This is a genomic window from Deinococcus aerolatus (assembly GCF_014647055.1).
Lineage (GTDB): Bacteria > Deinococcota > Deinococci > Deinococcales > Deinococcaceae > Deinococcus > Deinococcus aerolatus.
Genome location: NZ_BMOL01000023.1, coordinates 1 through 22,994 on the forward strand (window position 1 = coordinate 1; position 22,994 = coordinate 22,994).

At 68.2% G+C, this 22,994-nt stretch carries 23 protein-coding genes; 16 read left to right on the forward strand and 7 right to left on the reverse strand.

What is annotated here, in order from left to right; genetic code table 11:
• Positions 1-139: 139 nt before the first annotated feature.
• Positions 140-1,156 (reverse strand): cell division protein ZapE, encoded by a 1,017-nt coding sequence (zapE, locus tag IEY31_RS16405; RefSeq protein WP_188973967.1) that lies wholly within the window; start codon positions 1,154-1,156, stop codon positions 140-142.
• 117 nt (positions 1,157-1,273) lie between these two features.
• Positions 1,274-1,972 carry a S4 domain-containing protein gene (locus IEY31_RS16410; protein ID WP_188973969.1) on the reverse strand — a complete coding sequence of 233 codons (699 nt, stop codon included), beginning with the start codon at positions 1,970-1,972 and terminating at the stop codon, positions 1,274-1,276.
• A gap of 243 nt (positions 1,973-2,215) precedes the next feature.
• Here IEY31_RS16410 and ruvB point away from each other — a divergent pair, with 243 nt between their 5' ends.
• The 5 genes from ruvB (at position 2,216) to IEY31_RS16435 (ending at position 7,067) form a co-directional block, all read left to right on the forward strand.
• Positions 2,216-3,211, forward strand: a complete 996-nt coding sequence (gene ruvB / locus IEY31_RS16415; protein ID WP_188973971.1) for a Holliday junction branch migration DNA helicase RuvB — start codon at positions 2,216-2,218, stop codon at positions 3,209-3,211.
• Positions 3,212-3,791: 580 nt separating this feature from the next.
• Positions 3,792-4,151 carry an ArsC/Spx/MgsR family protein gene (locus IEY31_RS16420; RefSeq protein WP_188973973.1) on the forward strand — a complete coding sequence of 120 codons (360 nt, stop codon included), beginning with the start codon at positions 3,792-3,794 and terminating at the stop codon, positions 4,149-4,151.
• Positions 4,151-5,239 (forward strand): aldose epimerase family protein, encoded by a 1,089-nt coding sequence (locus IEY31_RS16425; RefSeq protein ID WP_188973976.1) that lies wholly within the window; start codon positions 4,151-4,153, stop codon positions 5,237-5,239. Before IEY31_RS16420 ends, IEY31_RS16425 begins: the two co-directional genes overlap by 1 nt.
• A gap of 80 nt (positions 5,240-5,319) precedes the next feature.
• Complete coding sequence (locus IEY31_RS16430; protein WP_188973978.1) at positions 5,320-6,054, forward strand: ThuA domain-containing protein; 735 nt, start codon at positions 5,320-5,322, stop codon at positions 6,052-6,054.
• Entirely contained in the window at positions 6,051-7,067 is a 1,017-nt protein-coding gene (locus IEY31_RS16435) for a Gfo/Idh/MocA family protein (protein ID WP_188973980.1), read from the forward strand. Before IEY31_RS16430 ends, IEY31_RS16435 begins: the two co-directional genes overlap by 4 nt.
• Before the next feature lie 100 nt (positions 7,068-7,167).
• Here the strand turns inward: IEY31_RS16435 and dnaJ are convergent, their stop codons facing one another.
• The gene (dnaJ, locus tag IEY31_RS16440) at positions 7,168-8,289 is read right to left on the reverse strand and encodes a molecular chaperone DnaJ (RefSeq protein WP_188973982.1); all 1,122 of its coding nucleotides are present in this window, start codon (positions 8,287-8,289) and stop codon (positions 7,168-7,170) included.
• A gap of 304 nt (positions 8,290-8,593) precedes the next feature.
• Here dnaJ and uraD point away from each other — a divergent pair, with 304 nt between their 5' ends.
• From uraD to IEY31_RS16465, 6 genes are all read left to right on the forward strand, one after another.
• Positions 8,594-9,142 carry a 2-oxo-4-hydroxy-4-carboxy-5-ureidoimidazoline decarboxylase gene (gene uraD / locus IEY31_RS16445; RefSeq protein ID WP_188973984.1) on the forward strand — a complete coding sequence of 183 codons (549 nt, stop codon included), beginning with the start codon at positions 8,594-8,596 and terminating at the stop codon, positions 9,140-9,142.
• An 11-nt stretch (positions 9,143-9,153) separates the two neighbouring features.
• Positions 9,154-10,017: a factor-independent urate hydroxylase gene (gene pucL / locus IEY31_RS16450; protein WP_188973986.1), complete on the forward strand. Its 864-nt coding sequence runs from the start codon at positions 9,154-9,156 to the stop codon at positions 10,015-10,017.
• On the forward strand, positions 10,017-10,388 hold the full coding sequence (gene uraH, locus IEY31_RS16455; RefSeq protein WP_188973988.1) for a hydroxyisourate hydrolase: 372 nt from the start codon (positions 10,017-10,019) through the stop codon (positions 10,386-10,388). The genes pucL and uraH overlap by 1 nt, the downstream gene beginning before the upstream one ends.
• Before the next feature lie 156 nt (positions 10,389-10,544).
• A complete protein-coding gene (locus IEY31_RS18805; protein ID WP_229723728.1) occupies positions 10,545-10,937 on the forward strand; it encodes a ComEA family DNA-binding protein in 393 nt (130 codons plus the stop codon).
• Between the two features lie 29 nt (positions 10,938-10,966).
• Positions 10,967-13,153: a DNA internalization-related competence protein ComEC/Rec2 gene (locus IEY31_RS16460; RefSeq protein WP_229723729.1), complete on the forward strand. Its 2,187-nt coding sequence runs from the start codon at positions 10,967-10,969 to the stop codon at positions 13,151-13,153.
• A 220-nt stretch (positions 13,154-13,373) separates the two neighbouring features.
• Positions 13,374-13,637: a hypothetical protein gene (locus tag IEY31_RS16465; RefSeq protein WP_229723730.1), complete on the forward strand. Its 264-nt coding sequence runs from the start codon at positions 13,374-13,376 to the stop codon at positions 13,635-13,637.
• A 20-nt stretch (positions 13,638-13,657) separates the two neighbouring features.
• On the opposite strand, the gene IEY31_RS16470 is transcribed toward IEY31_RS16465, so the two are convergent.
• Entirely contained in the window at positions 13,658-14,659 is a 1,002-nt protein-coding gene (locus IEY31_RS16470) for a Gfo/Idh/MocA family protein (protein WP_188973995.1), read from the reverse strand.
• Positions 14,660-14,705: 46 nt separating this feature from the next.
• A complete protein-coding gene (locus IEY31_RS16475; RefSeq protein ID WP_188973997.1) occupies positions 14,706-15,782 on the reverse strand; it encodes a methyltransferase domain-containing protein in 1,077 nt (358 codons plus the stop codon).
• A gap of 235 nt (positions 15,783-16,017) precedes the next feature.
• Between IEY31_RS16475 and IEY31_RS16480 the strand changes: the two genes are divergently transcribed.
• The 3 genes from IEY31_RS16480 to IEY31_RS16490 all read left to right on the forward strand — a co-directional run bounded on the left by IEY31_RS16480 (position 16,018) and on the right by IEY31_RS16490 (position 19,676).
• The gene (locus IEY31_RS16480; protein WP_188973999.1) at positions 16,018-17,427 is read left to right on the forward strand and encodes a TrkH family potassium uptake protein; all 1,410 of its coding nucleotides are present in this window, start codon (positions 16,018-16,020) and stop codon (positions 17,425-17,427) included.
• A 144-nt stretch (positions 17,428-17,571) separates the two neighbouring features.
• A complete protein-coding gene (locus IEY31_RS16485) occupies positions 17,572-18,948 on the forward strand; it encodes a TrkH family potassium uptake protein (protein WP_188974001.1) in 1,377 nt (458 codons plus the stop codon).
• 68 nt (positions 18,949-19,016) lie between these two features.
• The gene (locus IEY31_RS16490) at positions 19,017-19,676 is read left to right on the forward strand and encodes a potassium channel family protein (RefSeq protein ID WP_188974003.1); all 660 of its coding nucleotides are present in this window, start codon (positions 19,017-19,019) and stop codon (positions 19,674-19,676) included.
• Positions 19,677-19,688: 12 nt separating this feature from the next.
• Here the strand turns inward: IEY31_RS16490 and IEY31_RS16495 are convergent, their stop codons facing one another.
• Positions 19,689-20,462, reverse strand: a complete 774-nt coding sequence (locus IEY31_RS16495) for an SDR family NAD(P)-dependent oxidoreductase (protein WP_188974005.1) — start codon at positions 20,460-20,462, stop codon at positions 19,689-19,691.
• A 57-nt stretch (positions 20,463-20,519) separates the two neighbouring features.
• On the opposite strand from IEY31_RS16495, the gene IEY31_RS16500 reads away from it, so the two are divergent.
• Both IEY31_RS16500 and IEY31_RS16505 read left to right on the forward strand, forming a co-directional pair.
• Positions 20,520-21,863, forward strand: coding sequence for a S8 family serine peptidase (locus tag IEY31_RS16500; RefSeq protein ID WP_229723731.1), 1,344 nt, complete (start codon positions 20,520-20,522; stop codon positions 21,861-21,863).
• A 101-nt stretch (positions 21,864-21,964) separates the two neighbouring features.
• Complete coding sequence (locus tag IEY31_RS16505) at positions 21,965-22,135, forward strand: hypothetical protein (protein ID WP_188974007.1); 171 nt, start codon at positions 21,965-21,967, stop codon at positions 22,133-22,135.
• Between the two features lie 18 nt (positions 22,136-22,153).
• On the opposite strand, the gene IEY31_RS16510 is transcribed toward IEY31_RS16505, so the two are convergent.
• The gene (locus IEY31_RS16510) at positions 22,154-22,990 is read right to left on the reverse strand and encodes a hypothetical protein (RefSeq protein WP_188974009.1); all 837 of its coding nucleotides are present in this window, start codon (positions 22,988-22,990) and stop codon (positions 22,154-22,156) included.
• Positions 22,991-22,994 lie beyond the last annotated feature (4 nt).

The window sequence follows — 22,994 nt, forward strand, 5'->3', positions numbered from 1 at the left end:
CTCGCTTGAGGCTCAGAAAAGATACAGGTCCGCTCCCCTCCTGTCAACCTCTCCTCCCTTACCTTTCATAAACACGTCTCCGAATGACCCAGATCTGTCCGGCGCGCGGCGTATCAACGCCGCCAGCGCCCCCCTTGTCCTACAGCCCCGACAACGCAGTACGGGACTCGCGCAGCAGTTCGGACAGGCGCGACAGGCAGCGGCTGTACTTCTTGGCGTAGGCGCCGTGGCGGTAGGCCTCGCCGAACAGGCTGCCCAGCGGCGCACCGGTAAACGCCGCACCCAGACCCAGGTTGTAGAGCTTGTCGACGAAATGGACAAAACGCAGCGCGACGTTCTGGTCCGTCATCGGCACCAGTTCCTGCACGCCCACCGCACCCACGCCAGCCAGCAGTCCGGCAAACCGGCTGGGATGAATCTTGAGCAGGTGGCGGTTGAGGTCACGGTGGCTCAGGATGGCCAGCGTCTCCGGGTTCTGCGCCGCCTGCCACGCCGCGTATTCCACCGCAGAAAACACATCCTCGGGGCGGGTTCCGCGCTGGCGGAAGTCGGGGCCGTCCAGGCGGCGCGTCTCGAAACGCTCTGCAATGCCCTGAATCTGGCGCTGGAAGTCGCCCGCGTTGAACCGGCCCCGGCCCAGCGCACCAGGTTCGGTGTTGCTGGTGGCGACCACCGATGTTCCGCCGGGCATCAGCTGACCCAGAAAGGTGTTGGCCATGTGGGTGTTGCCGGGGTCATCGAGTTCGAACTCGTCGATCAGCAGCAGGTCATGGCTCCGGAAGGCGTCCACAGCACGGGTCATGCCCAGCGCGCCGATCAGGTACATCAGGTCCTGAAAGCTCATGATCGCGCGCGTGCCGTCCGAGGCGTGGTACGCGCTGGCCAGCAGGTGGGTCTTGCCCACGCCGAAGCCGCCGTCCAGATACAGGCCCTTTCCCTCGGGGCGGCGGCGACGGAACAGCCGCAGGCCACCGGGCCTGTGCTGGGCCGTCTCCACGAAGGCCTGGAGGCTGTCGCGCGCCTCCGCCTGACTGACATATTCGGGGTTGGGGCGATACGTCCCGAAGCGCACATCCTCAAAGCGGGCGCTGGGCGCGAGTTCAGCCGTGAGTGCAGCGGGATCGGGGGCCGGATTGCGGGTGAGCAGGTCGATCATGACTGCGCCCTTTCCATGTCCGGTTGAGAGGTCCCCGGGGTCATGGCCTTCCTGGTGGCTCCAGCGCCTGACCTTCTCCACCATTCCCAGGACATCAGAAGGAAACGCGGCATGGGGCTACCGGTGGACTTCAAGTTCCACCTTGTAGTTGCCGCGCCGCGTCTCACTGACCACGCGCTTGAAGTCGATACGGCCCAGCCCGTCGGCGCTGAGGCTGTCGCCCTCGCGGATGTCGCTGCTGGCGCGGGCCGGGCCGCCGTTGAGTCTGACCTTGCCCCCGTCGATGCCCTGCTGGAAGTACGCGCGGCTGACACCGAAGCCCTTGGCCCCCACCACGTCCACCCGCATGGACGGCACCACCACTTCACGGATCTTGCTGCCCCGGCCGGCTGTCTCGCCAACCTCCTCAACCTCAATGTCGCGCCCGCCCAGCGTGGTCAGGGCTTCGAGGGTCTGGGCCGCCTTGCCGCTGGCGGCGATCAGGAAGCTGCCGCGTTCCTCGCGCACGTCGCCGAGCTGCTCCTCGTTCAGCTCCAGGCGGCGCAGTTGCACCAGGAAATCCTGCTCGTCCCACGCGGGGGCAGCCTGGGCCGGGGTCAGGCGCAGCACGGTCACGCCCGCATCGACCTCGGGAATGTGGGCGGGGTGCAGGGTCAGGACCACCCGGCGCGCGTCGGGAAAGCCCCCGGCGATGCGGTGGCGCAGGTCTTCCTCATTCAGCAGGCGGCGGTCGATCTCGTCGCCGTCCATGAATCCGGTGCGGACCACGCGGCCTCCCCGCGCCTGGGCCACCAATGTCGACAGTTTCTGCTTCATGTCCGGCAGGATAGTGCGTGGACCAGAGGCGAATGGAGCATCGGGACAGATCATTTCCTGGCCGTATTCCCCGCCAAACATCCCGCCGGCCATGCCTGGACCGGACGCCAGCGGATGCGGAGCGTCGGGTCAGTGCGCGAAATCCTGTCCCCACAGAGCGGAACGCCAGCCTCACCCCATTCTGCCCTTTCCGAAACCGCACCCCCAGTTTCGCGCTGAGCGAAATTAGGCTAAACTGTGGACATGACCGAACCGTTTGACGCCGCCCTCCGTCCCAAGTCGCTGACGGAATACGTGGGCCAGGAAAAGCTGAAGGACAAGCTGACCGTGTACCTTCAGGCCGCCAAGGGCCGGCGTGAGGCGCTGGACCACACGCTGCTGTTTGGGCCTCCGGGCCTGGGCAAGACCACGCTGGCGCACATTATCGCCGCCGAACTGGGCGTGAATATCCGCGTGACCTCCGGCCCGGCCATCGAGAAGCCCGGCGATCTGGCGGCCATCCTGACCAACAGCCTGGAAGAGGGCGACGTGCTGTTTATCGACGAGATTCACCGGCTGGGGCGTGTGGCCGAAGAACACCTGTACCCGGCGATGGAGGATTTCAAGCTGGACATTGTGCTGGGACAGGGACCGGCGGCGCGGACCATCGAGTTGCCGCTGCCGCGCTTCACGCTGGTGGGGGCCACGACGCGGCCCGGCCTGATCAGCGCGCCGATGCGCTCGCGTTTCGGGATCATCGAGCATCTGGAGTACTACACGCCGGAGGAGATTGCCACCAACCTGCTGCGCGACGCCCGCCTGCTGGGCTTCGGGCTGGATGAGGACGCCGCGCTGGAAGTCGGCGCACGTTCACGCGGCACCATGCGCATCGCCAAGCGCCTGCTGCGCCGGGTGCGCGACTACGCCGAGGTGGCCGGGGAAAGCACCATTGGCCTGGAGCGCGCCTACAGCGCCCTGGACAAGCTGGGGCTGGACGCGGCAGGCCTGGATGACCGCGACAAGAAGTACCTGGAAACGCTGATTCACCGCTTTGCGGGCGGGCCGGTGGGTGTGGACACCCTGGCCACCGCCATTTCCGAGGACGCCCTGACCCTGGAGGACGTGTACGAGCCGTACCTGATCCAGCTGGGGTTTATCAAGCGCACGCCGCGCGGCCGGGTGGCCACCGCCCACGCCTATGACCACCTGGGGTTGCCGGTGGGCGGGGCGAACGGGGAGCTGGGGCTCTACACGAACTGAAGATGTCCCAGCCGAAACGTCTTTGACTGGCTGGGAGTGCTCTGATGCTGCTTATTCCGCTTGGGCTGGTGGCGGTCTCTATCTGACAGGCCGGGCTTGACCTGCAAAGTCCGGCCTCCGCGCGACAGTGGATCATGGTCTGCTCACGCAGCCATACCGACGTTGACTGCAAGGCTGCGGCGCGCGTCACACGTGATGTGGACGGCCCGCTGGTTTTCCTTTACCCCAACATGGGGACAGCGAGATCGCAGCTGCACTGATCGATCGCCTGAAAGGGTCACGTCTCCTCGCCGCAGGAGCTGGAAGCCGTGGCCCGCACCAACCTGTTTCCCATTGCAAGCCTGACCGCAGGACCCGTGGTCTCGCTGGATGGTCAGGAACGGCAAGAGGTATGTGGCCCGCCGAGTGAGCAACCAGCCTGCCGATGTCCTGGCCCAGCGGTCTAGCCTGCAGAATCAGCCCCGCTCAGCCGGGGAAGGCGCGGTGTATTCGGTCGTTGATCCACGGTACAGCGATCCGCGCGGCCTGCCCTTCTTTTTGCCCCTGCGATAAACACCTGGGGACCGCTACACTTTTCCCCATGAGCGCCCCTCAGGTTCAGGTCTTCGGCACCAAGAAAAGCAAGGAAACCCGCGCCGCCGAACGGTTTTTCAAGGAGCGTGGGGTCAAGATCCATCTGGTGGACCTGACGCAGCGTCCGATAGCGAAGGGCGAACTGACGCGCTTCGTTCAGAAGTTCGGGCTGAATGCCCTGCTGGACCTGGAAGGCAAGGCGTACGAGCGCAGCAATCTGGCGTACCTGCGGACCACCGAGGAGGGCATCATCGCCAAAGTCATCGAGACGCCCGAACTGCTGCGCCTTCCGCTGGTGCGCGGCGGCAAGGTCCTGAGCGTGGGCGAGGATCTGGAAGGCTGGAAGGCCATGCTGGAGCCGGTGTAATGCCCCCTGACCTTGAGACGCGGCGCTGGGGCACGCTTCCGGGCGGCCAGGAGGTGCGGCTTTTCGTTCTGCATGCCCCGAACGGCCTGAGTGTCACGCTGGGCGAGTACGGCGCGCGGCTGCTGCGGGTGCAGGTGCCGGATCGGCACGGCGTGCCCGGCGACGTGCTGCTGGGCCACCCCGAACTGAGCGCCTACCTGGAGCAGGAGGACGCGCTGTATTTCGGCGCGACGGTGGGCCGGGTCGCTAACCGCATCGCGCGCGGCCGCTTCACGCTGGACGACGCGGCGTACCGGCTGGCCGTCAACAATCCGCCCAATCACCTGCACGGCGGCCCCGGCGGCTTTCACGCAGTGCGCTGGGTGGGCGAACCCTTTTCGGGGAACGGCGAGCGCGGGGTGCAGTTCCGGCGAACAAGCCCCGACGGTGAGGAGGGCTACCCCGGCACGCTGGAGGTGACCGCCCGCTACACCCTGAGTGGCGGGGGCTGGCTAACCCTGGACTGCTGGGCAGAGACTGACGCGCCCACACCCGTCAGCCTGACCAACCACGCGTACTGGAATCTGGCGGACGGCGGCGCGGGGAGCGTCCTGGGCCACACGCTGACGCTGCCCGCCGATCAGTTTCTGGCGGTGGATGACACCGCGATCCCCACGGCGGCGACGGAGGTGGCCGGAACTGCCTTCGATTTCCGCACGGCCAAACCGCTGGGCCAGGACATCGGCGGGTCTGACCCCCAGTTGCGGCAGGCGGGCGGCTACGATCACCACTTTGTGCTGCCAGACCACGCAGGCGAACTGCGCCGGGCCGCCACCCTCAGCGATCCCGGCAGCGGGCGTCAACTGGAGTTCTGGACCAGCGAGGCCGGCGTGCAACTGTACAGCGGCAACTTTCTGGGCGGCGGCGTGGTCGGCTGGAATGGGGCGCGCTACGGGCAGCACTCGGCGGTGTGCCTGGAAACCCAGCAGGCCCCCGACGCAGTGAACCAGCCCTGGCTGGATGGTCTGGATACGGGGTCACTCATCCTGCGCCCCGGCCAGCAGTACCACACCCGCATCCAGTGGCGGTTCTCGGCGCTGCCGGAATAGGAACTGCCCCGGCAGATCGGGCCTGTGGGGAGCTTTCGGCGCTGCCCCTCCGGCCCCGCCGCGCTACAGTCAGTGCTGCCATGACTCCCTTCTCCAAGCTCCGTCTGACCGTCTGGAACGAGTACCGCCACGAACTGGAAAACCCGCTGGTCAGCGCCCATTACCCGCAGGGCATCCACACCGTCCTGGCCGAGGGACTCCGGGCCCACGGCTTCGAACACGTTCAGACCGCCACGCTGGATCAGCCTGAACACGGCCTGAGCGACGAGGTGCTGGAACAGACCGACGTGATGCTGTGGTGGGGCCACAAGGCGCACGCCGACGTGTCCGATGACGTGGCCGCGAAGGTGGTGGCCCGCGTGCAAGGTGGCATGGGCCTGATCGTGCTGCACTCGGGGCATTTCAGTAAGCCGTTCAAGACGTTGATGGGCACCGGCTGTGACCTGAAATGGCGCGAGGCCGGCGAGAAGGAGCGGCTGTGGGTGGTTAATCCGGCGCATCCCGTCGCGCAGGGCGTGGGCGAGTTTATCGAGCTGGAGCACGAGGAGATGTACGGCGAGCACTTCGACATTCCTGCTCCGGACGAGCTGGTCTTCGTGAGCTGGTTTGCGGGCGGCGAGGTGTTCCGCAGCGGCTGCACCTTCACGCGCGGCAGCGGCAAGATCTTCTACTTCCGCCCTGGCCACGAGACCTTCCCCACCTACCACCACCCGCAGATCCAGCAGGTGATCGCCAACGCCGCCCGCTGGGCCGCCCCCACCGCCAGTGCGCCGCGCTCGTTTGGTCACCGGCCCCAGCCTCTAGAGGCGCTATGACCGACGCCCCGCTGAACGTCGGCATCATCGGTGCGGGGGCGATCTCACAGCGGCACTTCGAGGGCTACAGCCACGCCGGGGCCATCGTGACGGCCTTCGCCGAGCCGCATGCCGGCACCCGTGCCCGGCGCGAGACCGAGTGGAACGCGCGCGGTTACGCCGATTTCACGGCGCTGCTGGACGGCGGCGGGGTACAGGCGGTGAGCATCTGCACGCCCAACGCCTTCCACGCGCCCGCCGCCCTGGCCGCCCTGCGGCGCGGCATTCACGTGCTGTGCGAGAAACCGCTGTCGCTGGATCTGGCCGCCTGCGACGAGATGATCGCGGCGGCGCGGGAGGGCGGGGCCGTTCTTCAGACCGGCCACCACCTGCGCTCCAGCCCGCCCGTGCAGACGGCCCGGCGCCTGATTGATGAGGGCCGCATCGGGCGCGTGACCTTTATGCGGCTGCGGCAGGCCCACGACTGGGGCGGTGCGCCGGAAGTCCGCGGGGCCTTCGGCAGTCTGGCGGCGTCGGGCGGCGGCACCCTGCTGGACAACGGCTGCCACATGATGGACCTGGCACGGCACCTCGGCGGCGACGTGGCCAGCATCTACGCCCGCATGGCCACGCTGAAATTCGACATTGAGGTCGAGGACACCAGCGTGGCCACCCTGGAATTCAGGAACGGCGGCTTTGCCAGCGTGGAAAACGCCTGGACGGCGACCGGCTGGGAGGAAAGTTTCGCCGTCTACGGCACCGAGGGTGCGCTGGAATGCAGCAACCGCCTGGGCAAATCCAGGCTGCGCTTTGTCCACCGCGAGTCCGGCTTCGGGCAGTGGGGCCAGACCGACGAGACGTGGTACGACTATGCCACGCCCGACAATGCCCATCTGCGCGGCGTCGTGGCCTTTGTGCAGAGCATCCAGCAGGGCACGCCTGTGGTCTGCACCGGCGAGGACGGCCGCGAGAGCGTGCGGCTGGTGCTGGGCGGCTACGAGAGCGCGCGGACAGGGCTGCCGGTTCGCTGGTAAGCCCGCCCCGGCAACACCGCGGAGCAAGAGGACGCAGCCGCGCCTCAACACGGAAGAACCCCAGGCTGGTGCCCAGGGTCCAGGTCGGGCCTGCGGGGGCTCAGTCGCCCCTAAAAATCTTGCCCACCTTGCCCAGGAAGCCCTCGTGCTTCTCATTGACCTCGTCGCCCACGGCGCGGGCGTAGGCCAGCAGGGCTTCGCGGGCTTCGGGCGACAGCTCCCTGGGTTTCGGCACGGTGATGTCGTATTCCACGATCAGGTCACCGCTGCCGCGTCCCTGCAGGCGGGGCATGCCCTGACCCGTCAAGCGGTGCAGTTCGCCGTGCTGGGTGCCGGGTTTGACCTCCACCACCTGCTCGCCGTCCAGCGTGGGCACCGTGACGTGGCCGCCCAGCGCCGCCTTGGCAAACCCGATCCTGGCCGGGTAGATCAGGTGCTCCTGCTCCCGGCGCAGCTCCGGGTGGCTTTCCATCTCGATATGCACGTACAGGTCACCGTTGCCGCCCGGTCCCTCGTTGCCCATGCCCGACACCCGGATGCGGTAGCCCTCGTCAATACCGCGCGGCAGTTTGACAGCCACCTTCTCGGCCTTCAGGGTGCGCCCACGCCCCTTGCAGACGGTGCAGGGGTCCTGGATGATCTGGCCCTCGCCGCGGCAGGTGGGGCAGGGCTGCTGGGTCTCCACCACGCCGAAGATGGTGCGGGCCTGGGCACGCACCGCCCCCGCGCCGGAGCAGGTGGAGCAGGTCTTGGCCGGCTTGCCGCCGGGTTCGGTCCTGCTGCCGTGGCAGTGCTCACACTGGGTCAGGCGGTCGACGACCACCTCGACCTCCTCGCCCGCACGGGCCTGCAGCAGCGTGACTTGAACTTCCGTCTCCAGGTCGTCGCCGCGCGCCGGGCCGCGCCGCCCCCGCCCCCCGGCCATGCCGCCGAACAGCTGCTCGAAGATGTCCATGGGGTCAAAGCCCGCGCCGCCCATGCCGCCGAAGGGGTCCCCACCCGGCATGCCTGCGCCCGGCGCTGACCCGAAGCGGTCATAGTGAGAGCGCTTCTCGGCATCACTGAGGACCGAGTAGGCCTCGCTGATCTGCGCGAATTTCTCGTGTGCGCCCTCTTCCTTGTTGCGGTCAGGGTGGTACTTGAGGGCCAGCTTGCGGTAGGCAGATTTAATCTCGTCGGCGCCTGCGGTCCGGGCCACGCCCAGCAGTTCGTAATAATCCATGTGTCGTATTCCGCCGGGCACCCTTCAATTCTGCAGTCATCGCTGACCGTGGGGCGCCGGGCCTCCGCCCGACAGGTTAACATGACCACACTCAGGAAAAGTAGTCGCGGCGCAGTCTGCAACCGGCAGGTGTGGCCCGGCGGCCACGCTCCTCTACCCGCCGCCCAGGGCAAGGGGGCGGGTCCGCCCTGCACCCGGTGCAAGAATTTTTGCTTGACACCCCAGTCTCGCCTTTGTAAGATGCGGAGGTCCAAATAGTTAGTCATCTAAGTATTTCTGCTGCCCGATCCGCCGGAGGTGTCTCTTGACCCAAAGTCCTGTCCATGTTGACCGCCTGAGCCTCGAAGAGGTGAACGCCCTGAGCACCGACGCCTTCACCAGATACTTTGCCGGGGTGCTAGAGCACTCGCCGCAGTATGCGCAGGCCGCCGCCGCCCAGCGCCCGTTCCGCAGCGTGGAGGACGTGGCCGACGCCTTCAGGGCCGCCGTGCAGGCCGACACCGAGAGCGCCCAGCTTGGGCTGATCCGCGCCCACCCGGATCTGGCGGGCAAGGCGGCGCTGGCCGGGGAGCTGACTGCCGAGAGTGCCCACGAACAGGCCTCGGCGGGTCTGGACCGCCTGAGCCCCGAGGAGTTTGCCGAGTTCGGACGGCTGAACGCCGCCTACCACGAGAAGTTTGACCTGCCCTACGTGGTGTGCGTGCGCGAGAACGATAAAGGCAGCATCTTCGAGGGGGCCAGGCGGCGGCTGGCAAACACCCCGGAGCAGGAGCGGGCCGCCGCGCTGCACGAGATCAGCCGGATCGCCCGGCTGCGCGTTCTGGACCTGGTTGCCGGCGGCGACGGGACATAAGGGAGTGGCACATGACGCAGACCAAGGTAAAAGTAAAGCTGGGCGAGAACAACTACGGCAAGGCCGAAATCAACCTGATGAAGATCAACCGTGACGGCAAGCGGCACGAGATCCGCGAGTTGCAGGTGCGCGTGGGCATGACCGGCGACTTCGACGCCGCGCACAGCCAGGGTGACAACTCCGAGCTGGTTGCCACCGACACCGTCCGCAACACCGTCTATGGGCTCGCCAAGGAAGGTTTCAGGAGCAGTCCAGAGGAGTTCGGCAAGGAACTGGTCACGCATCTTGTCAAGACCGGGGCCAGGGTGTCGGGCGGCTTCATGGAGTTCACCGAGCACCTGTGGGACCGCATTCAGGTGGATGGCCAGGGCCATGACCACTCCTTCGTGCGCCAGATGCCCAAGCGCACCGGCCGCGTGGAGAGCGAGGACGGCCAGACCTTTAAGGTCACGTCCGGCATCGCGGAACTGTATGTCCTGAAGACCACCGAGAGCGGCTGGGAAAACTACCTGCTGGACGAACGCTTCACCACGCTGCCCGAGACGCACGAGCGCGTGATGGCCACCTTCGTGACGGCCCGGTGGGAGTACAACACCGACAACCCCGACTACGACGCCGTGTGGGAAAAGGTGTTCAGGCAGCTGCAGGTGACCCTGACCGACCACTACTCGCCCAGTCTCCAGAACACGCTGTACCTGATGGGCGAGGCGGTGCTGTCTGCCTGCCCGGAAATCTCGCGCATCTGGTTCCGCATGCCCAACATGCACCACTTGCAGTACAACCTGCAGCGCTTCGGCCTGGAGAACAACCTGGAGATCATGCACGTCGATCCCGAACCCTACGGCCTGATGGAAGGCTGGGTCGAGCGCGCGTAATGGCCGCCCACGCTGGACTGAGCACCCACGTGCTGGACACCGCGCGGGGCCGTCCCGCACAGGGCGTGCGGGTGGAACTGTGGCACATCGAGCGTCACATGGAGGGCGAGGAGCGCAGGAAGCTCACGGGCGCCGTCACCAACGCCGACGGGCGCACCGACGCCCCGCTGATCGAGCGCGGCAGCCTGCAGGGCGGCACCTACGAGCTGACCTTCCACGTCGCCGAGTACTTCTCGGACTTTCACGCCGCCGCCAACCCGCCGTTTCTGGACGTGGTGACGCTGCGCTTCACGGTGGGCAACCCGGACGCCCATTACCACGTGCCGCTGGTGATGACGCCGTGGTCCTACAGCACCTACCGGGGCAGCTGAAGGTTCCCTCCGGCGAAGGACAGACCAGTCAGCGCCGGAACTGAAGGACAGAACGACAGACCCCGGCCCGTCGTTCTGTCCTTCAGATTGTTGAGAGGGCGCTGCCCCGGCATGTTCGCCCACAGCCGGCCCACCTGTTGCCTAGAATGACCCGGTATGACCGGAGAGGAACGCGGCTGGACGCTGGCCCTAGGCGCGGGCGTGCTGCTGGTGGGCGCTCTGGCGCTGGGGCCGCTGGCGCTGCCGCGTCCGCAGGTGCCCACCGTGACGCGTGTGGCCCTGCCCGCGCCGAATACGCCTGCCGCGCCGACAGCCACTGCGGAGCCGCCCACATATCCCACCACCGCCAGCATCCGGCCCCTGATTTCCGGACGCGTCAATCTGAACACCGCGTCCATAGAGCAGCTGGAGGCCCTTCCGAAAATCGGCCCCTCGCTGGCCGCCAGGATCATCGCCGCGCGGCCGATCCGCTCGCAGGCCGATCTGGACGCAGTCAAGGGCGTGGGCGAGGTGACGCTGAAGGTGCTGGTTCCCCTGGTCAGTTATTAGTGCAGGAGACAGCTCTTTCTCTGGCCTCCATGACGTCCGCTGCGGCGGCGGGCCGGCTGGCGTGGTCCATTCCCGCCGTCTTCGGTGTGATGGGCGGCATTCAGCTGGGGCTGGGCGTGTGGTGGGGCGTGCTGACGCTGCTGCTGGGCGCCGGGCTGGCCGTGCGCGACGTCCGCCCGCGGCTGGCCGCACTGGTCCTGCTGGGTGCGGCGCTGGGCTTCGGGGCCGAGCGGCTGGTGACGGGGCGGGCCGACCCGCTGGCTCCCTGGCAGGGCGCGCAGGTGACGCTGACGGGCGGGTGGGACGGGCAGTTCCTGACCCTGAAAGACCCGCCGGCGCGGCTGGCCGTGGCCCCCAAACCCACGGCCCGGCCCGGAACGCTGGTGATCAGCGGCCGGCTGGTGACCCCCGAGGGCCAGCGCACGCCCGGCGGCTTCAACCAGGCGGCGTGGCTTCGAGCCCAGGGCGGGGTCTTTCTGCCCACGCCCACAGCCGTGCTGGTGGCCGCAAAGGTCCGCGACAGTCAGCTTGAAAAGGGGCTGCGCGGTTGGTTCCGGCGCGGCCTGACGGTGGGACTTCCCGCCAGGGAAGCCGCGCTGATGACCGCCATTGAGCTGGGGGACCGGGCCGAGATCGGGCGTGAGGAATTCACGGAGGGCTACGGCATCCGGGACGCCTTCAACCGCTCGGGACTGGCGCACCTGATGGCGCTGTCCGGGCAGAACGTCGCGCTGATCACGGTGGTGCTGATCTGGGGACTGGGCTGGCTGGGGCTGCCGCCCGCATGGCGCTACGGCCTGCCCGCCACCCTGCTGCTGCCGTACCTGGCCCTGGTGGGCGTGTCCCCCAGCATCACCCGCGCGGTAATCATGGGGCTGACCGTGCTGGCGGCGCTGGCCCTGGGGCGCGGCCGGCCTGATCCGTACGGCCTGATGGCGCTGGCGGCCCTGGTCTGCCTGCTGCTGTTCCCGCTGTGGCTGCTGGATATCGGCTTTCAGCTGTCGTTTCTGGCAGTGCTGGCCCTGACCCTCTCCATGAAAGCTGCCGGACGGCTGCCGGAACGCTGGCCGCTGTGGCTGCGGCTGGCGCTGGTGGCCACCGTGCTGGCCGAACTGGGCACCCTGCCGGTCATCGCTGGCACTTTCGGGCAGCTGCCGCTGGTGGGTCTGCCGGCCAATCTGGCGGCGGGGGCCGTCATGACCGTGCTGGTGCCGCTGGGCTTTCTGGCCGGGCTGCTGGGGCCGGCGGCGGTGCTGGTCAATCTGCTGGTGCGCCCGCTGGCCGCCGCGCTGCTGGGCATCGTGGAGGTGTTCGGGCAGGCGCCGGTCATGGCCTGGGGGCAGGTCTCGGCGGCCGGTTTCGTGGCCTACACGGTGTGCGCGGCGGCGGGCGTGCTGTGGCTGTGGGGGCGGGTGCGCCTGTCGGCGCTGCTGGGCGTGGTGATGGCCTGCACGCTGCTGACCCTGCTGCCCGGCACGCTGCGTCCGGCCCGCGACATTGTCTTTCTGGATGTCGGTCAGGGCGACGCCACGTTGGTCCGGCTGCCCCACCTGACCCTGTTGGTGGACGCCGGAGGCTCGGTGGGCAGCGACTACGACGTCGGGGGCCGCACGGTGGTTCCCGCCCTGCGCGCCCTGGGGGTCAGGAAGATCGACGTGGTGATTGGCACGCACGCCGATACCGACCACATAGAAGGCATCAGCGGCGTGCTGCGCGGCCTGCCGGTGGGCGAACTGTGGATCGGCCAGCGCAAGAGCGACGATCCGGTGCTGACCACCGTGCTGACCGCAGCCGGGGAAGCCGGTGTCCCTGTGCGCGAGGTGCGGCGCGGCGATCAGGTCACCTCCGACGGGGTGACGGTGACGGTGATGTGGCCCACCGGCACGGTCTGGAGCACTGAGGACAACGAGAACAGCGTGGCCGTGCGCATCCAGTCCGGCAGGTGGACCGCGGCCATTCTGGGCGATCTGCCGGACGTGACGGAAAATCACCTGGGGCTGGGCCGCCTGAACCTGCTGAAAGTCGCCCACCACGGTAGCCGCTACAGCACCAACACCGCGTTCCTGGCGGAGACCACCCCCGCTGACGCGGTGATCAGCGTGGGCCGCAACACCTACGGCCACCCGCATCCGGACGTACTGGGGAGGCTGACGACAGCCGGCGCGGAGGTCTGGAGGACCGATCAGCTGGGGACCATCCGCTGGCCGATTCCGTGAACAGGAGTCTTTGAGAATGTCGCCTTCCGCGAACCCCGTCCTCGGCATAGCAGCAAACACCATCAGCCTCATCCTGAACCGCGAGGAGGCCTCCCTGACAGCGTTGCGCGATCAGCTCACGTAGCTCCGGCGAGCGGTTGCTGGGCCTCCATCGACAGTCGGCTGGAGCTGGCCGGACGACTTCGGAACTGCTCCCAGAGTCCTGGAGCAGTACATGCAGGTGAGAACAACCATCGAATCTCAGTGGCCGGAGCTGGGCTTTTACAACTTGGCGAGTCTATCCAACGAAATAACGGAGGACACATCGGAAGTGGGCGACGATCTCGATGGCCTTACCGATCTCGTCAGGGACTTGAGCCAGGCGGCCCAGCTCGCAGCGACTGATCCGACTGGAGGTCTGTCCTGGCTGCGCTTCACCGCCGAGACACACTGGGGTGATCTCGTTAACGACCTGATCAGCCATCTCAATTACGTCATTGCTTAAGGCGTGCAGAGCGAGGGGAGCTAAATCTCGATCCGCATCCCCGTCCGCGCCGAGGCGAACAACGCATCCAGCACCCGCGCATGGCTCACGCTGTCCTCGGGGGGATACAGCGCCTCTTCCCCGCCCCGCACCACCTGCTGGAAGTGCCCGACCATCGCGGCGTAGGCGTTGAAAGGCGGGAACTCTTCCTCACGCACGCCGGCAGCACTGCTGACCGTGAAAGACACAGGTGAATGGGTGTTGCTGTGGAACACGCCCTTCATGTCCAGCGTGCCGCGTGTGCCCACCACCGTCAGGCGCTGGGTGGCGGTGTCGCTCCAGTCGAAGGCGCAGTCCAGGCTCGCCAGGGCCCCCGGATACTCCAGCACGCCGCTGAGGCCCAGATCGACCCCACCCTGCGTCCAGCGGGCGCGGGCCATGGCGGCCACCGGTTCGCCCAGCAGCAGACGCACCAGATTGACCGTGTAGGTGCCCACGTCGTACAGCGCGCCGCCCCCCTTGTCGGCGTGCCAGCGGAAGTCGTCGGGTCTAGTCAACGGAAAGCCGAAAGCCACCCGCACCGCCCGGAGTTCACCCAGTTCACCATCCTGCACCAGCTGGCGCAGGCGCGTAATGTGGGGATGAAAGCGGTAGGCAAAGGCCTCCAGCAGCACCCGGTTTGTCTCCCGCGCCGCGTCGGCCAGCTGCTGCGCCTCGGCAGCGTTCAGGACTAATGGTTTCTCGGTCAGGACGTGCCGGCCCGCCCGCATGGCCGCCAGGGACCACGGCAGGTGCAGGTCATTGGGCAGGGGGTTGTAGACCGCGTCCACGTCACTGTCCAGCACGTCCTGGTAGCCGCCCACCAGCGGCACCTGCCACTCCTGGGCAAAGGCCCGCGCCCGCTCGGAGGCCGGGTCGCGCACGCCCAGGGCCACCACCTCTCCCCCACCCGCACGAATGGCTGGAATCAGCGCCCGTGCAATGCGCGCCGCGCCCAGCAGGCCCCAGCGAAGTCCCGTTCCCGCCCCGTCAGCAATTGACATGGCCGAGCATGGCACACCGCCGCCAGAGAGGTCGAGTGGGCGCTGCCTAGCGCCGGTTCAGCAGATACACTTTCGGATGGTGCCCGCCGCTGGCCACCTGCAGCAGTTCGCGGGCGTTCCACTGGGTCGATCCGGTCAGCAGGCCCTCGAACAGCCGGATCTCGTGGGTGATCACGGCCAGCCGGCCCTGGCGGCTCAGCAGACGGTGCATCTCCCCCAGAAAGGCCGGGTACAGCGCCGCGTTGCCGCCGTGCGTGCCGATGGCGTCTCCCCACGGCAGATCGGCCACGATCAGGTCGAACGAGCGGGCGGCAAGCCCGGTGTGCAGGGCGTCAATCTGCGCCACCTCGATCTGCCGCCCGGCCGCCTCGATGTTGGTTCTGGCACAGGCCACCGCCGCCGGGTCCAGGTCCACGCCCACCAGCGCGTCGCTCGGCCCCAGCAGGTCGCGCTCGATCAGCAGGGTGCCGCTGCCGCACATCGGGTTGAAGATGCGGTCCACGTCGCGCTGCCCGGCCAGCTTGTGGGTGGCGTAGGCCAGCGTGGCGTTCAGGCCGCCGTTCATGTTGCACACCCGCCAGGGCCGCGCGCTCAGCGGCTTGGGCGTCGTGCGGGCCAGCACCTCCCAGCCGGGGCCGTCCGTTTCGGGACGCAGGCGGATCAGCAGCTGGCCGTCCTCGGGGCGGTACGGCAGTTCCAGCGCATTCTCCAGCTCCTCGGCCAGACGCTGCATCACCACCGACTCCTTGCCGGCCGCGCCCAGCCGGAAGGAGGTCTGCCCCCCCACCGCCAGCACACCCTGCAGGAACTCGGTCAGTTCGCCCAGTTGCTGGTGGCCCAGCAGCCCGCGCGGGCGCGGCACGTCCCAGGTGCGAATGCGGTACGCGGCCAGCGCCGAGCGCAGCCGGGTCAGGCGTTCGGGGTCGCCGGGAAACCAGAAGCGCAGGCCCCGGATGTCGCGGGCCAGCGGCACGGCGGCCAGCTCGGTGGCGGCGACGTGTTCCAGGCCCGGCAGCACCTCCAGCTCGTACTCGTGGGCGGGCTGGCGGGCGCGGTGATCGGTCTTGGGACGACTCTTCCTCTTCCCGGCGGGCTGAAAACGGTCTGATGGGGGGCGAGGCATAGCAGGGCAGTATAGCCCGCGCACGGGTGGGGACGCGGCCCCGGCGCTCTGGTGACGCCAGGACCCACTGTTTCTCATCCTCCGGCGGTTTGCATCCGCCAGTTTTTGACGCTGGAGCAGGGGTGAAAGAAGCCATGGGGCGCCCCGAGGAAGCGGCCCACCCACTCCCGCCAGCAGCGAACTCGGCTGAACCTCTTGGCCGCCGTCCGGCAGGCGTACAATCCGGGCCGCGTATATGACCCGGCCTGCCGCCCCCGACCCGCGTTCCTCAGAGCCCTCCGCTGCCGTGCGGCGCCGCAGGCCCTTGCTTGCCCGGCTGCGCCCCCCGCAACTGATCGCGCTGACCTTTGCGCTGACCATTCTGGTGGGGACCGCGCTGCTGCTGCTGCCGGTCAGCCTGGAGCCGGGCCAGCGCCTCAGCGTGATCCAGGCGCTGTTCATGGCGACCAGCGCCGTGTGCGTGACCGGGCTGGGGGTGGTGGACGTCGGCACCACCTTTACCCCCTTCGGCGAGGTGGTGATGCTGCTGCTGATCCAGGTCGGCGGACTGGGGCTGATCACGCTGGGCACGCTGTTCGCCCTGGCCCTGCGGCGGCGGGTGGGCATCACGGACCGCATTCAGGTGGCGCAGCAGGTCAGCGCCCTGGAACTGGGCGGTGTGGTGAGGCTGGTCCGCACCATCGTCCTGAGTTCGGTGCTGGTGGAGCTGGCCGGGACCATGCTGCTGGCCGCCGTCTTCGTGCCGCAGGAGGGGCTGGGGCGGGGGCTGTACTACGCGTTGTTTCACGCGGTCAGCGCCTTTAACAACGCGGGGTTCAGCCTGTACGCCACCGGCCTGACCGGCTTCGTGACCAATCCGCTGATCAACGTCGTCATTCCGCTGCTGATCGTGCTGGGGGGCATGGGCTTTCTGGTGCAGCTGAACGTGCTGGCCCACCTGCGCAACCGCCGCCGCAACCGCCTGAATTCCAACAGCAAGCTGTCCCTGACCATGATGGGCGCGCTGCTCCTAATCGGCACGGTGGGGTTCGCGCTGCTGGAATGGAACAACCCGGCCACGCTGGGCACCCTGCCCCTCGGGGAGCGGCTGCTGGCCGCGTGGTTTCAGGGCGTCACACCGCGCACCGCCGGATTCAATACACTGGATTACAGCGTCATGGGCTACGGAACCCTGTTCCTGACCATCCTGCTGATGTTCATCGGGGCCAACCCCGGCTCCACCGGCGGCGGCATCAAGACCACCACCTTCTACGTGATGATGGCCTCCGCGTGGGGCATGGTGCGCGGGAGCAGCGACACCACGCTGTTCCGCCGCCGCATCAACACCACCACGATTCTGCGGGCCACGACAGTGGGCCTGCTGAGCCTGGGGCTGGTCAACCTGGGGTTCCTGCTGCTGCTGCTGCTCAACACCAACAAGGACATTCTGTTTGTGCAGCTGTTCTTCGAGACCATCAGCGCCTTCGCCACTGTGGGCCTGAGCATGAACACCACCCCGCTGCTCAATACTGGTCAGGAGGCCGTGCTGATCGTGCTGATGTTTCTGGGGCGCATCGGCCCGCTGACCTTCGCCGTGGCCTTCAGCCGCCCGGATTCCAGAACGCTGGTGCGGTACCCGGCAGAGCATGACATCCTGATCGGTTGACCCCGGCCGGTGGTATCTCTGCCGCGCGGCATGCCGCATGCCCCCTGTGTCTGCTGCCCCCAGGTGCTGGGTAGGCCGCGCCGCGCCCTGGACACCGGGCCCGTTTGACCCTGCGGCCCTCCGGCTCTTAGACTGCCCTCTCCTGTGACCCGCCGCCCCTTCGTCCTGCCCCGCCGCGCCCTGAGCGCCCGGCTGACGCCCGCCCAACTGCTGGCGCTGGTCTACGCGGCGGGCATATTGATCGGGACCGGACTGCTGCACCTGCCGGGAGTCCAGCGCGCAGGCGGGGCGGCGCTGAGCAGCGTGGACCTGCTGTTCACGGCCACCAGCGCCATCTGCATCACCGGACTGGTGGTGGCCGACACCGGCGAGGCCTTCACGCGACTGGGACAGGTGATCATCATCGTGCTGGTGCAGATCGGGGGACTGGGCATCCTGACTTTCGGGACGCTGTTCGCGTTTCTGACCGGCAGGCGGCTGAACTTCAGCGAGCGCCAGGGGCTGGTGGCGCAGCTCAACGCGCTGAACGTGGGCGGCGTGCTGCCCCTGCTGCGGGCGATCCTGACCTACACCCTGATCAGCGAACTGGTAGGCACGGTCCTGCTGTCCCTGCGCTTCGTGCCGCAGTACGGGCTGGGCGAGGGCCTGTACCAGTCGGTCTTTCACGCGGTCAGCGCGTACAACAACGGCGGCTTCGTGGTGCTGGCAGGCGGAATGACCCCCTACGCGCAGGATCCGCTGGTCAGCCTGACCATCAGTGCCCTCGTGATTCTGGGTGGGCTGGGGTTTCTGGTGCAGCTGAACTATGTCTCGCACCTCCTGCACCCGCGCAAGAACCGGCTGTTGGTCTACAGCCGCCTGACCATGCTGACCACGGCGGTGCTGCTGGGGCTGGGCACGCTGGTGATCCTGGTGCTGGAGTGGCAGAACACCCGGACGCTGGGCGCGCTGGGCACGCCGGGCAAATTCCTGGCCGCCTTCTTCCAGAGCATGACCCCGCGTTCCGGCGGCTTTTCCACCGTCAATATCGAGTCGATGAACACCGCCAGCATCTTTACCATCATTGCCCTGATGTTCATCGGGGCAAACAGCGGGTCCACCGGGGGCGGCATCAAGACCAGCACCTTTGCCATTCTGGTGGGCAGCGCGTGGAACATGGTGCGCGGGCGCGGCGACCTGATCCTGTTTCAGCGCCGGGTGCTGAACGAGAACGTGGTGCGGGCCGGCAGCATCACCACGCTGTACACCCTGCTGGTGGCCGGGGCCTTCTTCCTGCTGCTGGCCACCAACCCCAAGCTGGGCTTCACCCACCTGCTGTTCGAGACCGTCAGCGCCGCCGCCACCGTGGGGCTGAGCATGAACACCACCCACCTGCTCAACGATCCGGGCCTGCTGATCCTGACCGCGCTGATGTACCTGGGACGCATCGGCCCCCTGACCTTCGCGGTGGCCTTCAGCCTGCGCAGCACCCAGAAGCGCAACATCAAATATCCGCCGGAGCGCGATATTCTGGTGGGGTAAGGAACGCGGTCCACGCTCTACAGGTATCCTCCTGTACAGCGCGCCGCAGCCCAAAGGAAACCGACTGAATGAAGATCAAACAATGCCTCGTGATCGGCCTGGGCCGGTTCGGCACCGCCGTCGCCACCACCCTCTACGAGATGGGCCACGAGGTCGTGGCGGTGGACCACAACGAGGAAAACGTGGAACGGGTCATGAATCTGGTGACGCACGCGGCCATCGTGGACGCCAGCGACGAGCGGGCGCTGCGCTCGATTGGCGTGGGCGACTTCGACGTGGTGGTGGTCGCCATCGGCACCGACGTGCAGGCCAACATCCTGGCCACCATGAACGCCAAGAGTCTGGGGGCCACCTACGTGGTCACCAAGGCCGTGGATGAGATGGCCCGGCGCGTTCTGGAGCGCATCGGGGCCGATCTGGTGATCCGGCCCGAACACGACATGGGCGTGCGTCTGGCCCGGCAGATCGCCACCCCCAATATTGTGGACACGCTGGACCTGGGGGGCGACTACGCCATCGTGGAAATCGAGGCCAACGACCGACTCAAGGGCACGCTGCGCGACCTGAACCTGACCGGACGCTTCGGCGTGCAGATCATCGCCATCAGTCGCGCCGGCAAGATCGAGATGACTCCACGCGCCGAGGATGAATTGCGCCCCCACGACAAGCTGGTGTTGATCGGCACCAGCCACAACATCGACGAGTTGAGGCGCTACCTGGGCGAGTAGGCCCTTGCCGAGTTACTGACTACCATACCGCCGCGCGATCACCACCCGCCGCACGATGCGGTCTGCCAGCCCCGGCAACACGCTGTTCAGCAGGGCCACCGCGCGGTAGACGCCCGGCACAGTCACCTCGCGGCGCGGGCGGTCCAGCACCCCGGCCACGGCGCGGGCCACGACTTCCGGCCCCGGCATGGGCAGGCGGGCGCGGGCGGTCATCTCGCTTTTTACGAAGCCGGGGGCAATCAGACTGACGTTCACGCCACTGCCCAGCAGTTCGCGCCGCAACCCGTGTGAGAAGCCCCGGAGGCCGAATTTGCTGGCGCTGTACATGCCGTTGGTGGCCGCCCGTCCCGCCACCGAGCCGATGTTGACGATGTGCCCGCTGCCGCGTGAGCGCATCCCCGGCAGCACCAGACGCACCAGTTCAATGGGGGCTTCCAGATTGACGCGGATCACCCGCAGCGGGTCGGCGTCGTCCCACCACCAGCCCTGCTCCACCGTGACCCCGGCGTTGTTGATCAGCACGTCGATGCGCCCGAATTTCGCCTGGGCGGCTCCAATCAGGGCGCGGCGCGAGGCGTCGTCGGTCACGTCGGTGGGCACGGCGATCACGCGCGAGCCGCTGGGGTCGAGCTCGCGGGCCAGGGCGGCAAGTTGGTCCTCGCGGCGGGCAGCCAGCACCAGCGCGTGCCCACGCGCCGCCAGTTCACGCGCCGTTGCCAGCCCGATGCCGCTGGACGCGCCGGTCAGGACCACGACGCGGCGCTCAGAAGGGGTCTTCAGGGTCATGGCGTGAATGCTAGCGTCCCTCAGCCGCGCATCAGGCACAGGCGGCAGACTGGGGCGGTGAAGCTCAGGCCCCCGCCCAGATCAGTCCTGCTGACGCTGCCCCTGCTGTGCGCCGCCCTGCTGGGCCTGGGTGGGCAGGCCGCCACACCCGGCACCATTCCGGCGCTGCCGCCAGGACCGTCGGGGCCGGTGTCAGTTCCCCCCGAGCCCCGGCCCCCAGCCCCCAGACCACCAGCGGTCACGCCTCCTCCAGCTCAGACGCCCCCCACGCTGCCCCCACCCGAAATTGCGCCGACATCCCCGCCCCGGCCACCGCCCGCGCCCCCTCTGCTGCCGGTCACGCCCCCCACCAGTCCAGCGCTGCCCAGCGTATACCGGCCCAGCGACCCCCTGTATCCCCAGCAGTGGAACCTGAGCGTGATTGGCATGCCGCAGGCCTGGGCGCTGTTGCCGGACGCCCTGAAGCCGGACGCCGCGAAGAGGACCAGCACCTCGAAGACGCCGCCGGTCACGGTAGCCGTGTTGGACACCGGCTTCGTGGAGACGCCGGAGCTGGCCGGGCGCGTGGTGAACGGCTACGATTTCGTGCGTGACCCGGCGCGGGCCGGAGACGGCGGCGGGCGCGACGGGGACGCCAGCGGCGTGGGGCAGTTCGCCTACCACGGCGAGGTGGTCGCCAACATCATCGCCGCCGCGCACGATGGGCGGGGCATGGCGGGCATCAACCCCCTGGCGCGGGTCGTGCAGGTGCGGGTGGCGGGCGTGGACGGCCTGATCGACCCGCAGGACCTGGCCGACGGTCTGCGCTGGGCGGCGGGCCTCGCGGTGCCGGGGGTGCCGACCAATCCAAACCCGGCAAAGGTGCTGAACCTGAGCCTGTTTGCAGATTTCATTCCGCTGACCGGCTGCGACGCCCGCATCCAGAACGCAGTGGACGCTGTGACCGCCAGGGGCGTGCTGGTAGTGGTGGGGGCCGCCAACGATGGTGCGGACGCCTCCGGCTACTCGCCGGCCGGCTGCCGGGGCGTGCTGACCGTGACCAGCGCCACGTCGCAGGGCACGCGCCCGCCCTACGCCAACTGGGGCCGCAGCGTCGCCGTCGCCGCGCCGGGCGGTGAGCCTGGACATGGCGTGCCCGTCAGCAGCCTGAGCGGACCGGGGGGTGTACGTGCGCCCGACGGCACCAGCATGGCCGCTCCGCATGTCGCCGGAGTCGCCAGCCTGATCCTGGGCATGCGCCCGCGCCTGAGCCCCGCGCAACTGCGCAGCGTGCTGACCCGAAGCGCCGTCCCGTTTCCCGGTGGACGCTGTGACCCGGAACCCGCGCGCAGTTGCGGCAGCGGCACGCTGAACGCGGCGGCGGCAGTGCGCGCGGCGCTGGCCTCCAGCCTGGGGAAATAGGACCGGGGCGCAGGCGCCACACCGCACGCCGCGCCAACTGTTCACCCGCCAACCCATGTCCCGCGCCCTGACCGCTAGGATGGGGACATGAGGTTTCAAGCATGAACGCGCCCGCCTGGCGCATCTGGCTGGTCACGGCGCTGGTGTGCGGCTGGGGCATCCTGACCATCCGCTTCGTGTCCCAGAACACCTGGCCGCTGGCGGCCATCAGTCTGGTGCTGGCCGTGTTCAACGCCTACACCCTGTACAACCTGACCCGCCGGGGAAAATAACCGCGAAGGGACCAGCCGCTAGATGAGGTGATGGCGTTCCAGCCGTCGGCCGCGTTCCCGCGCCGTGCGTTTCAGGGCGTCCACGGAGAGCACCACGCGCGGCGAGGTCCAGACCTGCGACGCCTTGTGAAAGGCCCACCCCGCGCCCAGCGTGACGGCGGCGTGCTGAACTAACCCGTCGGCGCTGCGCCACAGCAAGACCGTGCCGGGCTTGGCATCATTGCCGCCGGGACGGGTGCGCCCGGTCAGGAACGTCTCGAAGGGGGCGCGCTGCATCCACTGGTGTTCGGCCCCGGCCACGCCCGCCGCGCCCATCACCGCGCCGAAGCAGTTCGCGCCGCTGTGGAGGGCGAAGGTGCCGGCCAGTTCGCGGATCCGGGGCAGGATGGTGGCGGCGGCGGCCCAGACGCTTCGAGGCACCTGGGATTTCTGACAGGCAGGGCCGCCGTTGGCGACCACCCGTGTCAGCACGGCGTCGGTGAGCAACTCAGGTGTCCAGAGAAAACGCGCCTCTGGCAAGCCAGGCAATAGATCAGCGAAATCGCAGCGGCGCGGAACGTTGCCCCGGCGGTGGCGTTCCTGCGCCCGCAGCACGTCACCTTGAAGCCTGGGGCCGAGCGCGGACCAGTCCGCGGTCGTGAGCCACCCCACCCGGTCTGCCTCTCCGGCAATGCCCCACACGGCGTTGGTGTCGCGCTCCTCGGGCGTCAGGTGCGCCTCTCCGCGGGGAAGGGTGGGCAGGGCAAGGGACGCCGCCTCCCGGGCCGTCAGGAAGAACGGCTGGCGTGGCGGCGCTAGCCAGCCCCGCCAGGAGGCTTTCAACCCGTCCGGAACGGGAACATTCAAGACGCGCATGGAC

Excerpts from the sequence above, each read along its gene's own strand:
- IEY31_RS16475 (WP_188973997.1), bottom strand. The coding sequence starts at position 15,782 with ATGCCTCGCCCCCCATCAGACCGTTTTCAGCCCGCCGGGAAGAGGAAG.
- dnaJ (WP_188973982.1), bottom strand. The coding sequence starts at position 8,289 with ATGGATTATTACGAACTGCTGGGCGTGGCCCGGACCGCAGGCGCCGAC.
- IEY31_RS16490 (WP_188974003.1), top strand. The coding sequence starts at position 19,017 with ATGAAGATCAAACAATGCCTCGTGATCGGCCTGGGCCGGTTCGGCACC.
- IEY31_RS16435 (WP_188973980.1), top strand. The coding sequence starts at position 6,051 with ATGACCGACGCCCCGCTGAACGTCGGCATCATCGGTGCGGGGGCGATC.
- IEY31_RS16460 (WP_229723729.1), top strand. The coding sequence starts at position 10,967 with ATGACGTCCGCTGCGGCGGCGGGCCGGCTGGCGTGGTCCATTCCCGCC.
- IEY31_RS16495 (WP_188974005.1), bottom strand. The coding sequence starts at position 20,462 with ATGACCCTGAAGACCCCTTCTGAGCGCCGCGTCGTGGTCCTGACCGGC.
- IEY31_RS16510 (WP_188974009.1), bottom strand. The coding sequence starts at position 22,990 with ATGCGCGTCTTGAATGTTCCCGTTCCGGACGGGTTGAAAGCCTCCTGG.
- uraH (WP_188973988.1), top strand. The coding sequence starts at position 10,017 with ATGGCCGCCCACGCTGGACTGAGCACCCACGTGCTGGACACCGCGCGG.
- IEY31_RS16425 (WP_188973976.1), top strand. The coding sequence starts at position 4,151 with ATGCCCCCTGACCTTGAGACGCGGCGCTGGGGCACGCTTCCGGGCGGC.
- ruvB (WP_188973971.1), top strand. The coding sequence starts at position 2,216 with ATGACCGAACCGTTTGACGCCGCCCTCCGTCCCAAGTCGCTGACGGAA.
- IEY31_RS16410 (WP_188973969.1), bottom strand. The coding sequence starts at position 1,972 with ATGAAGCAGAAACTGTCGACATTGGTGGCCCAGGCGCGGGGAGGCCGC.
- zapE (WP_188973967.1), bottom strand. The coding sequence starts at position 1,156 with ATGATCGACCTGCTCACCCGCAATCCGGCCCCCGATCCCGCTGCACTC.
- IEY31_RS16430 (WP_188973978.1), top strand. The coding sequence starts at position 5,320 with ATGACTCCCTTCTCCAAGCTCCGTCTGACCGTCTGGAACGAGTACCGC.
- IEY31_RS16470 (WP_188973995.1), bottom strand. The coding sequence starts at position 14,659 with ATGTCAATTGCTGACGGGGCGGGAACGGGACTTCGCTGGGGCCTGCTG.
- pucL (WP_188973986.1), top strand. The coding sequence starts at position 9,154 with ATGACGCAGACCAAGGTAAAAGTAAAGCTGGGCGAGAACAACTACGGC.
- IEY31_RS16480 (WP_188973999.1), top strand. The coding sequence starts at position 16,018 with ATGACCCGGCCTGCCGCCCCCGACCCGCGTTCCTCAGAGCCCTCCGCT.
- IEY31_RS18805 (WP_229723728.1), top strand. The coding sequence starts at position 10,545 with ATGACCGGAGAGGAACGCGGCTGGACGCTGGCCCTAGGCGCGGGCGTG.
- IEY31_RS16420 (WP_188973973.1), top strand. The coding sequence starts at position 3,792 with ATGAGCGCCCCTCAGGTTCAGGTCTTCGGCACCAAGAAAAGCAAGGAA.
- IEY31_RS16505 (WP_188974007.1), top strand. The coding sequence starts at position 21,965 with ATGAACGCGCCCGCCTGGCGCATCTGGCTGGTCACGGCGCTGGTGTGC.